Source organism: Mycobacterium sp. 852002-51163_SCH5372311, assembly GCF_001667115.1.
Lineage (GTDB): Bacteria > Actinomycetota > Actinomycetes > Mycobacteriales > Mycobacteriaceae > Mycobacterium.
Window position 1 is genome coordinate 1 of sequence record NZ_LZIJ01000007.1, and the last position, 11143, is coordinate 11143.

Here is an 11143-nt window from a genome sequence, read left to right on the forward strand (position 1 = left end):
TGCGGTCCATCGCAACCTCCATCGTTACCAAGTGGATCAAAAAGATCTCGTAGGAGATCTCCCCCAACCACACCATCGGCCGGCTCGCCAGCAGTCGGGAGTACCACCCTTGCACAGGAGGGTCGCCACCCAATGCCAACGGCGCCACCGCCAATGCCGCGATCGCAGCGTAGAAGACCGTCTTGTACAGGGCCTCGCTCAGCGACGCCGGCGACGTCGTCGGCGCCCCGGCGATCGGGGTAGAGACGATGAAGTAGCTGACGATCGCCAGCGGTATGGCGGCGAACGCGTAGCAGCGAACGCCCTTTGCCTGCAGCACGGTCAGCAGCATGCCGGCGAGGAACCATGCGAGGTAGGTGGGCAGCCACAGCCGGGCGCCGTCGGGAAACCAGTGGTCGGAGTGCACCAGAATCAACCATCCCGGGCTGATCAGCATCAGCACCGCCAAGGCGCCCAACAGCAGATTCGGCTGCCAGCGGCGCCGGCAGAGCAGCACCAGCAGCAGGTATGCCAGCAGCGGTAGCACCACGTAGAAGGCCGCCTCCACGGCCAGGCTCCACATTTGGGTAAGACCTTGGTGCAGATAGGCACCCAGGTAGCCGTCGGTGTAGATCTGCGTCAACGTGAGGTTGCGAATCAGCCCTTCCCAGCTGTGCCCGGGGTTGGGCCCCGCCTCGTGGTAGTCGTACAGCACGTAGGCGATGAGGTTGCGGATCAACCCTTCCCAGCTGTGCCGGGGATTGGGACCCGCATCGTGGAAGTGGTAAAGCACGTAGGCGAACAGCACGGTGATGACGTACGCGGGCATGATGCGCCGAATCCGGTGCCATGTGTAGCGGCTCAGCGACGGAGGCGGGCCGCCCGTGGCCGCCGACTTGACCCACGGGCGGAACAGCAGGAAACCGGACAGCACGAAGAAGATCGGCACGCCGATCTCCAGCCGGGCACTGACCAGGCCCCAATATCCTTGGACGTACTTGCCGGTGGTGTAGGCCGCATGGGTGCCGACGACCAGCAGCGCGGCGACCGCGCGGATACCGGTCAGCGACGCAACACGGTCCACATGGGAGGTCTGCTCGAGCCCGCCCTGGACGTCTTGTTCCTCGGAGAGCGTCATCCGGCGCGTTTCCGGCGTGGCTTGGCGCCGTCGCGGCTGCGGGTCTTGTCGGATTTCTCGGACGAACGCTCCGGCCGCAGGTTGATCAGCACACCCGAGATACGGGTCTGCTCAAGCTTTTTGAGCGTCCCTTTGGGCAATCTGGCGGGAAGCTCCACCAGGGAGAAATCCGGCCCGATGGCTATGTGGCCGAAGTCGCTGCGGTGCAGACCTCCCTCGTTGGCAATGGCGCCGACGATCGCGCCGGGGCCGATCTTGTGCCGCTTGCCAACGGATATTCGATAGGTGCCGAAGTCTCTTACCCGCCTTGGCTTTTCGGGACGGTCATCGCGGGTGCGTTGTTTGGGCCGGTCCGGTGGCGGCTCGGTCATCAGGAACGCTTCGCCGTCGCGGGACTGCAATGCCAGCGCCGCGGCGATGTCCGCCATCGGGACGTCGTGCTCACGTTCGTAGTCCTCGACCAGCTTGCGGAACAAGTCGATACCCGCGGCGCCCAGCGAATCGGTGATGGAATCGGAGAACTTCGCCACCCGCTGCGCGTTGACATCCTTGACGGTGGGAAGTTCTGTCTCGGTGAGCGTTTGGCGCGTCGCCTTTTCGATGGACTTGAGCAGGTGGCGCTCCCGCGGGGAGACGAACAGCAGCGCGGTTCCCGAACGCCCGGCCCGTCCGGTGCGGCCGATCCGGTGCACGTAGGACTCGGTGTCGTGCGGGATGTCGTAGTTGACCACGTGCGATATCCGGTCTACATCCAGGCCCCGGGCCGCCACGTCGGTGGCTACCAGGATGTCGATGCCTTTGGCGCCGCCGCCTTTCAGCGCGGCTATCGTCCGCTCCCGCTGCCCCTGGGGGATGTCGCCGTTGATGGCTGCGGCGGAAAACCCTCGGGCACGCAGCTTTTCGGCGACCTCTTCGGTGGCTTGCTTGGTACGCACGAAGACGATCATCGCCTCGAACGGCTCTACTTCGAGCACTCGCGTCAGCGCGTCCATCTTGCGTGGACCGGCGACCTGTATGTAGCGCTGTGAAATGTTCTCTGCGGTAGCAGTTTTTGCTTTGAACGTGACCTCGAACGGGTCGTGGAGGTATTTGGCGGTGATTTTGCGGATCGCCGGCGGCATGGTTGCCGAGAACAGCGCCACCTGTTTGTATTCCGGAGTTTCGGACAGGATGCGCTCGACGTCTTCAGCGAAGCCCATCGCGAGCATCTCGTCGGCCTCGTCGAGAACCAGGTAGTCCACCCGCGACAGGTCCAGGGTCCCGCGTTCGAGGTGGTCGATGACCCGGCCGGGAGTGCCGACCACCACCTGCGCACCGCGTTTCAGCCCGGCGAGTTGAACGGCGTAGGAGGATCCGCCATAGACCGGCAGCACGTTGATCTGGGGTAGATGGGCTCCGTAGCGACTGAACGCCTCGGCCACCTGCAGGGCCAGCTCACGCGTCGGGGCCAGCACCAGCGCCTGAGTTGCCTTGCTGGTGACGTCGATTCTTGACAGGATCGGTATCGCGAAGGCTGCCGTCTTCCCGGTGCCCGTCTGCGCCAGTCCCACCACGTCGGAACCGGCCATCAGCGCCGGAATCGTGGCCTCCTGGATGGCCGTGGGGGACTCGTAGCCGACATCGGCGACCGCCCGCAGGACCGAAGGGTGAATCTGCAGGTCGGCAAATGTCGCGGGCGGCGACTCCGGCGAATTATCCAAACGGGCCATTTGACCTCGCAGTCTACGGTGCGCGACCGGTGCCGTCGCGAGCGCGCGTGTCGGTACGGCGACACGCCGTTTCTTCTGTACATCTGGGCCCGCTCGCGGCGGGCCAATGCCCGCCACCCGGCCACGCCTGCCGCATCTGCCTCCACGATGACGGTACGGTGCTTCGATGTGTGGTCGTTACCTTGCCGCGCAGAGTTGTTGACGGGCCTATCCGCTGCCTTATGTCTCGCGCCGACGCTGACCGGGTGCGGTTCCGGGGACTCCACCGTCGCAAAGACGCCGCATCCAACCGCGTCGATCACCGCCCCCGCCGCGAGCGCGCCAGCACCGACGGTCGCCCCGTCCAGCAGCGCTTCGCCCCCTGACCCGTGTGCCGTCAACCTGGCTTCGCCGACGATCGCGAAAGTGGTCTCCGAGCTGCCGCGCGATCCGCGCAGTCATCAGTCCTGGAATCCGGAGCCCTTGGCGGGTAACTACAACGAGTGTGCCCAGCTGTCGGCGGTGGTGATCAAGGCCAACACGAACGGTGACCATCCCACCACCCGGGCGGTGATGTTCCATCTCGGCAAGTACATCCCGCAAGGGGTGCCCGACACCTACGGGTTCAACGGCATTGACACGTCGCAGTGCACCGGTGACACCGTCGCGTTGACCTATCCCAGCGGCGTCAACGGCTTGGGCACCCGGGTGAAGTTCCGGTGGAACGGCAACGGGGTCGAGCTCATTGCCAACACACCGGGCGCCTGATCCAGGCACCGGCTGATTGTCGGTGGGCTCACCTACAGTTGCTGCTGTGTTCGTCATAGGCGACAGACCTGCCCAAACGGTTGCCTACAGCGCGTCGGATCTCGCCGCCGCCGCACGATGCGAGTACGCCCTACTGCGGGATTTCGACGCAAAACTGGGCTGGGGCCCGGCCGTTGCCGTTACGGACGAACTGCTGGCGCGCACCGCCGCCCTGGGTGACGAGCATGAGCGCCGCCGGCTCGACCGCCTGCGTGAAGAGTTCGGCGGCGCGGTCGCGATCATCGGCCGGCCGCCGTACACGTTCGCGGGCTTGACGGCCGCCGCCGAGGCGACGCGGCGCGCCATCGTCAGCGACGCCCCGGTGGTCTACCAGGCCGCCGTGTTCGACGGGCGTTTCGTCGGATTCGCCGACTTCCTGGTCCGCGACGGCGGGCAATATCGGGTGGTCGACACCAAGCTGGCCCGCTCCGCAAAGGTCACCGCGTTGCTGCAGTTGGCCGCCTACGCGGACACCCTGGCCGACGCGGGCGTCGCGGTGGCACCGGAAGCCGAGCTGGAACTCGGCGACGGGACCGTCACACGCCACCGCCTGTGCGACCTGATCCCGGTTTATCGAGCCCAGCGCGCGCGGGTGCAGCGCCTCCTTGACGATCACTACGCGGCCGGTACCGCGGTGCGCTGGGACGACGAGCGGGTGGAAGCATGCCTGCGCTGTGACCTCTGTACCGAGCAGTTGCGCGCCGCCGACGACGTTCTGCTGGTCGCCGGAATGCGAATAAGCCAGCGCGAGAAGCTCATTGATGCGGGTATCACGACTATCGCCGAGCTGGCCGGCCGCCGCGGACCGGTGCCCAACCTGGCCTCCAGCGCGCTCGCCAACTTGACGGCACAGGCCAAGTTGCAAGTCCGGCAGCGTGACACCGGCATACCGCAATATGAGATCGCCGACCCGCAGCCGCTGACGCTGCTGCCCGAGCCGGACCCCGGTGACCTGTTCTTCGACTTCGAAGGGGATCCGCTGTGGACGGCGGACGGCCGCGAGTGGGGGCTGGAATATCTGTTCGGCGTCCTGGAAGCCGGGGCGGCCGGCACTTTCCGTCCGCTGTGGGCGCACAACCGGGTGGACGAACGCCAGGCCCTGATCGACTTCCTGGCGCTGGTGGCCAAGCGCCGCAAGCGGCGGCCGAACATGCACATCTACCACTACGCGCCGTACGAGAAGACGGCACTGCTGCGGCTGGCCGGACGGTACGGCGTCGGCGAGGACGAGGTCGACGACTTGCTGCGCAACGGCGTGTTGGTGGACCTCTACCCGTTGGTGCGCAAGAGCATTCGCATCGGAGCGGAGTCGTGCAGCCTGAAGGCGCTGGAGCCGCTGTACATGGGTAGCCAGTTGCGGTCCGGTGAGGTCACCACCGCCGCCGACTCCATCACCGGCTACGCGCGCTACTGCGATTTGCGCGACGAGGGCCGCCTCGACGAGGCCGCGACGATGCTCAAGGAAATCGAAGCCTACAACCATTACGACTGCCGGTCCACTCGTGAACTGCGCGATTGGCTGCTGATGCGCGCCTGGGAAGCCGGTGTCATTCCGGTTGGGGCTCAACCGGTTCCCGACTGCAGCCCCATCGACGGCCACGATCAACTGGCGACGACACTGGCGGCCTTCACCGGAGACGCCGCCGTCGGCGACCGCACGCCCGAGCAGACCGCGGTCGCTCTGGTCGCCGCGGCTCGCGGCTATCACCGCCGCGAGGACAAACCTTTTTGGTGGGCCCACTTCGACCGGCTGAATTTCCCGCTCGACGAATGGGCCGACAACACAGACGTTTTCGTGGCCAGCGAAGCTGAGGTGACCGTCGACTGGCACACGCCGCCACGAGCCCGCAAACCGCAGCGACGCCTGCGCCTGCGCGGTGAGCTGGCACGTGGCGACCTCAAGTCGGAGGTGTTCGCCCTTTACGAGCCGCCGGCACCGTCCGGGATGACCGACAGTCCGGACCGCCGGGCCGCGGGCACCGCTGTGGTCGTCGAAACGGACGACCCGAGCCTGCCCACCGAAGTGGTCATCGTGGAACGCATCGGCAAGGACGGCAACACCTTTCACCAGCTGCCCTTCGCGCTGACCCCCGGACCTCCCGTGCCGACCACGGCGCTGCGGGCTTCGATCGAGTCGACGGCTGCCATGGTGGCGAATGGGTTGCCGCAGCTCCCCCACACCGCACTGTTCGACATCCTGCTGCGCCGGCCGCCCCGCACCAGCAGTGGCGCCGGGCTGCCGCGCGGCACCGACACCGTCGGTGACATCACCGCTGCGCTGCTCGACCTGGATGCGTCGGACCTGGCCGTGCACGGGCCGCCGGGAACCGGTAAAACGTACACTGCCGCGCAGGTGATCACGCGGCTGGTCACTCAACGTGCTTGGCGCATCGGCGTTGTCGCGCAATCGCACGCCGCGGTGGAGAACGTGCTCGCCGACGTGATCGACGCCGGCCTGGATCCGCAGCGAGTTGCGAAGAAACCCCACGACCGTCGCGCTGCCCGTTGGCAGCAGATCGACAGCGACCACTACGCCACGTTCATTGCCGACACTGCGGGCTGTGTGATCGGCGGTACCGCATGGGATTTCGCCAATCCCAACCGGGTTCCGCCGGGCAGCCTGGATCTGTTGGTGATCGACGAGGCGGGCCAGTTCTGTCTGGCCAACACCATCGCGGTGGCACCTGCGGCCCGCAATTTGCTCCTGCTCGGAGACCCGCAGCAGCTGCCGCAGGTCAGCCAGGGCACTCATCCCGAACCGGTCGACAGATCGGCGTTGGATTGGCTGGTCGACGGCCAGCGCACGCTGCCCGACGAACGCGGCTACTTCCTGGACCGCTCGTATCGCATGCACCCGGCCGTCTGCGCCGCAGTGTCCACGCTGTCCTACGGCGGCAGACTCCATTCGCATGCCGAATGCACCGCTGCGCGCCACCTCGACGGACAGGAACCTGGAGTGCACGTCATTTCGGTTCGACACCAAGGTAATTCGGTCGACAGCCCGGAGGAAGCCGACGCCATCACCGCCCATATTCAACGTCTGCTGGGCGCCGCATGGACCGACGAACGCGGCACCCGGCCGTTGGCCGCCTCCGATGTGCTGGTGCTCGCGCCATACAACGCCCAAGTGGCGCTGCTGCGCCAGCGGTTGGCGACGGCCGGGCTCGGCGGGGTCCGCGCCGGAACGGTGGACAAGTTTCAGGGCGGCCAGGCCCCGGTGGTCTTCGTCTCGATGACCGCGTCATCGATCGCCGAGGTGCCACGCGGAATTTCGTTCCTGCTCAACAGGAATCGGCTCAATGTCGCCGTCAGCCGGGCACAGTGCGCGGCGATGATCGTGCGCTCGGAGCTGCTGACTGATTACCTGCCCGCCACGCCCGCCGGTTTGGTGGACCTGGGCGCGTTCCTGGCGCTGAGCGGACCACCGTAGGTCCGGCTTCAGCGGCCGCGGGACACGGGTTCGTCTGGGTCGGAACGCCGACGACGACCTCGCTGCGCCTCGCCTTCGACGCGCACCGGTCGCCCGTCTGCGTGGACGTCAGTGCCGTTGTGGACGAACCCAATCGGCGGATCCCAACCTACGGCCGGGCCGTGGCGCGTCACGTCATGCTGCCGTCGTACCGATGGTTGCACCCGCGGCGCGATGTCCGCCCGCTCCTCGGCGTCCGGTTCCCGCAGCAGTATGTACTCGACGTAGGGGTCGTCGTCGTCGCCATCATCCCAGTCGACGTCGTCATCCTCGGGTTCGCCAGCGCGCTTGAGGTCGACCAGCATCAGGGCGGCGACGACACCGAGCAAGCCGATGAACGCGGGCAGCAGCACCGATTGCGACATCGCCGCCGAGAACGGCTCGCGCAGGAACTCGGGCAGTTGCAGACCGCGCCGACCGGCCGTGGAAGCTCGGGCCGGCATTTCAGCGCTGATTCGCGACGTCATGAACGCGGCCATACCGGCGCTTCCGAGCACCGCTCCGAGCTGCCGGACCGCGTTGTACACCCCGGAGCTGGCTCCGGCGAGCTGCGGCGGCAGGTTGCGCGTCGCAGTCGCGGTCAGCGGCGACCACACAAACGCCATCCCGGCACCGATGCCGAGGAACGGCAACAGCAACCGCCAGATCGGCGTTCCCGGCGTCATTTCGGTGGACAGCCACGTCAGCGAGATCGCCAGCGCCGAAAAGCCGAAACCGAGTACCGGCAACGGGTGGTGCCTGTCGACGATGCGGCCGGCCAGCGGCGCCAGCACGCCGTTGGTGATCGCCATCGGTGCGATCAACAGGGCCGAGCGGGTCGGCGACAGCCCGCAAACCCCCTGCGCATAGAAGGCAACCGGCAGCATCATCGCCGTCGTCGCGAACGCGACAATCGCCACTCCGACGCTGCACAGGGTGAAGTCGCGGTCGGCGAAGATGCGCAGCGGGATCAGGGGTTCACCGGTATGTATGGACTGCCAGTACACGAACGCCACCATGAACCCGACCCCGGCGACGATCACCGCCCAGATGCCCGGATCCCACCCGGCGGCCTGGCCCTGCTGCAGCCCGAAGACGATGAGGAACATGCCCAAAGCGGACAAGGCGACGCCGATCAGGTCGAACTGGTGCGCCTGCACGGGCAGCGCCGGCACCAGCCACATTGCCAACGCCAGTCCGACGATGCCGATGGGGACGTTGACGAAGAAAATCCACTGCCAGCCCAAGCCGTCGACCAGTAGCCCGCCGGCCAGCGGACCCACGAGGCTGGCGACACCGGCCGTCGCGCCCCACAGGCTGGCAGCGACCCCGCGTCGCTCCGGAGGGAAGATCCGCGTGATCGTCGACAAGGTCTGCGGGGTGAGCACCCCGGCACCGACTCCCTGCACCACTCGAGCGGCGATGAGCATGGCCGCACTGCCCGACAGTCCGCACCACAGCGACGCGGCGGTGAACAGGGCCAGACCGATCAGGTAGAGGTTCTTGGGCCCGAACCGGTCACCGAGCCGGCCCGCAACCAGCAACACCACCGCGTACCCCAGTAGGTATGCGCTGGTCACCCAGACCACGGCGGCGTAGCCGGCGTGCAAGTCGGCCATGATGGTCGGATTTGCGATGGCGACGATGGTCGAGTCGACCATGATCATGAAGAAGCCGATCATCATCGCCCACAAGGTGTTCCAAGGACCTTTCGCGGGGTTTGCGTTCGACGGGTTCGTCGGATGGCTGAGCCCCGCGCGGCCCCCAAGCGCCCGGGGCCAGCGAGCCCAGGCCGTGGTCATGGATCCACCTCGTTCGTTCGCGATCTATTTGCGGCTACCGACAAGCAACTGCCCGCCGGCGGGAACCAATCCAAGACGGGACAGGCCCCGACCCCAAATGTGGCCGACAAACGGCCCGCGTCGTGATCGACCTTATCTCGCGGGCCGGCATCGTCCCAGGTGGGCAGAAGCCGGGCAGCGACGCGGAGGTTTTCGGCGGGGCACTTACTTGGCCGAATGAGCGTTAGCCTAGGGACTAGCTAGGGAGAATCCATTCCCAGGAGAGGAACATGAGCGCCCGACGGAGCAAGTCCAAGCCGGACCACTTGCCGGCCACTACAGACGGCCGACCCAAAGCGTCCGCGCGTGCATTGGCGCAGGTCATCGAGCGGAGCGCGCGGATACAGGGTCCGGCGGCGCAGGCTTACGTGGCCCGGCTGCGGCGTGCCCACCCGGCTGCGGGCCCCGCCGAAATCGCGTCCAAGCTGGAAAAGCGCTACCTGGCCGCGTTGACCGCCAGCGGTGCGGCGGTGGGTTCTGCGGCGACGTTCCCCGGCGTGGGCACCCTGACTGCACTTTCCGCGGGTGCCGGGGAGACGGTCTTCTTCCTGGAAGCCACCGCGCTGTTCGTGTTGGCGACGGCCGAGGTATACGGCATCCCGCTCGACCACCGGGAGCGACGTCGCGCGCTGGTGCTGGCCGTCCTGGTCGGAGACGACAGCAAGCGTGCCATCGGCGAACTGATCGGGCCCGGGCGCACCAACGGCGGCTGGCTGGCCGAGGGTATGGCTTCGCTGCCGATGTCGACGTTGGCCCGGCTGAACACCCGAATGCTCAAATACGCCGTCAAGCGGTACGCGGTGAAACGCGGCGCCTTGATGTTCGGCAAGATGCTTCCGGTCGGCGTCGGAGCGGCGGTCGGCGGCGTCGGCAACCGCATGGTGGCCAAGAAGATCGTCAACAATGCCCGCCAGGCGTTCGGTGTTCCGCCGGCCCGCTGGCCGGTCACCCTGCACCTGTTGCCGGCTGTCAACGAGGCCGGTTAGACCCGACGGTCGCGACCCGCGCAGCGTCCCCCAGTCTGCTCTCGCGGATTGCCGCAAAGCGTTAGCCTTTAGAAGTCGGCGATCTTCCGGGCCGCCGCGGGTGTGGGGGCATCCCGCCGGACGGGGTGCCGCAGATGGCAGCGCTTGCAGGATCTTGCCGGAAGCTTGCAGGCGATACTCGGAGCAAAGAATCGAGGCGAACAGCGGCCGTGAGCAACACAGGTTCACCATTCGGGCAAAACGAATGGCTGGTCGAGGAGATGTACCGCAAGTTCCGCGACGACCCTTCTTCGGTCGACCCGAGCTGGCACGAGTTCTTGGTTGACTACAACCCCGAAGCTCCGTCGGAACCCGCTACGGCCGGCGACGGGAAGCCGGCCCCGGCGGCCAAGCCCGCGACATCTTCCGCACCGGTGACCGAGCCGGCAAAGCCCGCCGCGACCCAAGCCACCCAAGCCGCCCCACCAACCCCACCCACGCAAACTGCCCCGGCCGCTCCGCCCACCCCGGCCGGCGGAAACGGCGCGTCCAGGCACGCCAAGGCCACGCCTCCCGCGCCGGCCGAAGGCGACGAAGTCCAGGTGCTGCGCGGTGCGGCCGCGGCCGTCGTCAAGAACATGTCCGCGTCGCTCGATGTGCCGACCGCGACGAGTGTCCGTGCGATTCCGGCCAAGCTGCTGATCGACAACCGGATCGTCATCAACAACCAGCTCAAGCGCAACCGCGGCGGCAAGATCTCGTTCACACACCTGCTGGGCTACGCGATGGTGCAGGCCATCAAGAAGTTCCCCAACATGAACCGGCACTACGCCGAGGTCGACGGCAAGCCCACCGCGGTCACGCCCTCACACACCAATCTCGGCCTGGCGATCGACCTGCCCGGCAAGGACGGCAAACGCGCGTTGGTGGTGGCCGGCATCAAGCGCGCCGACACCATGCGCTTCGCCGAATTCGTCTCTGCCTACGAAGACATCGTGCGCCGCGCGCGCGACGGCAAGCTGACCGCCGAAGACTTTGCCGGAGTGACGATTTCGCTGACGAACCCAGGCACCATCGGCACCGTGCACTCGGTGCCGCGCCTGATGGCGGGCCAGGGCGCGATCATCGGCGTCGGCGCGATGGAATACCCCGCCGAATTCCAGGGAGCCAGCGAGGAACGCATTGCCGAACTGGGCATCGGCAAGCTGATCACCCTGACTTCGACCTACGACCACCGCATCATCCAGGGCGCGGAATCCGGTGACTTCCTGCGCACC

Annotated in this window: 7 protein-coding genes; 4 read left to right on the plus strand and 3 right to left on the minus strand. The window is 66.9% G+C overall.

Annotated elements, in window-relative coordinates:
* Together A5791_RS00615 and A5791_RS00620 are read right to left on the minus strand one after the other, a co-directional pair.
* Nucleotides 1–1117: acyltransferase (locus A5791_RS00615; protein ID WP_067229299.1), on the minus strand; the 1117-nt coding region annotated here is incomplete at its 3' end.
* Nucleotides 1114–2826 (minus strand): DEAD/DEAH box helicase, encoded by a 1713-nt coding sequence (locus A5791_RS00620; protein ID WP_067229301.1) that lies wholly within the window; start codon nucleotides 2824–2826, stop codon nucleotides 1114–1116. The genes A5791_RS00620 and A5791_RS00615, both read right to left, overlap by 4 nt.
* 147 nt (nucleotides 2827–2973) lie before the next feature.
* Here A5791_RS00620 and A5791_RS00625 point away from each other — a divergent pair, with 147 nt between their 5' ends.
* Nucleotides 2974–3573, plus strand: a complete 600-nt coding sequence (locus A5791_RS00625; RefSeq protein WP_067229312.1) for an LppP/LprE family lipoprotein — start codon at nucleotides 2974–2976, stop codon at nucleotides 3571–3573.
* A gap of 46 nt (nucleotides 3574–3619) precedes the next feature.
* Complete coding sequence (locus A5791_RS00630) at nucleotides 3620–7042, plus strand: TM0106 family RecB-like putative nuclease (RefSeq protein WP_067229304.1); 3423 nt, start codon at nucleotides 3620–3622, stop codon at nucleotides 7040–7042.
* Between the two features lie 8 nt (nucleotides 7043–7050).
* On the opposite strand, the gene A5791_RS00635 is transcribed toward A5791_RS00630, so the two are convergent.
* Nucleotides 7051–8745: an MFS transporter gene (locus A5791_RS00635; protein ID WP_067229315.1), complete on the minus strand. Its 1695-nt coding sequence runs from the start codon at nucleotides 8743–8745 to the stop codon at nucleotides 7051–7053.
* Between the two features lie 386 nt (nucleotides 8746–9131).
* Between A5791_RS00635 and A5791_RS00640 the strand changes: the two genes are divergently transcribed.
* Together A5791_RS00640 and A5791_RS00645 are read left to right on the plus strand one after the other, a co-directional pair.
* A complete protein-coding gene (locus tag A5791_RS00640) occupies nucleotides 9132–9887 on the plus strand; it encodes a hypothetical protein (protein ID WP_067229308.1) in 756 nt (251 codons plus the stop codon).
* 209 nt (nucleotides 9888–10096) lie between these two features.
* The coding region (locus A5791_RS00645) for a 2-oxo acid dehydrogenase subunit E2 (protein WP_197504568.1) at nucleotides 10097–11143 on the plus strand (1047 nt) is incomplete at its 3' end.

Coding starts and splice junctions, on each gene's coding strand:
- A5791_RS00625 (WP_067229312.1), top strand. CDS start 2,974: ATGACGGTACGGTGCTTCGATGTGTGGTCGTTACCTTGCCGCGCAGAG.
- A5791_RS00635 (WP_067229315.1), bottom strand. CDS start 8,745: ATGATGATCGGCTTCTTCATGATCATGGTCGACTCGACCATCGTCGCC.
- A5791_RS00640 (WP_067229308.1), top strand. CDS start 9,132: ATGAGCGCCCGACGGAGCAAGTCCAAGCCGGACCACTTGCCGGCCACT.
- A5791_RS00620 (WP_067229301.1), bottom strand. CDS start 2,826: ATGGCCCGTTTGGATAATTCGCCGGAGTCGCCGCCCGCGACATTTGCC.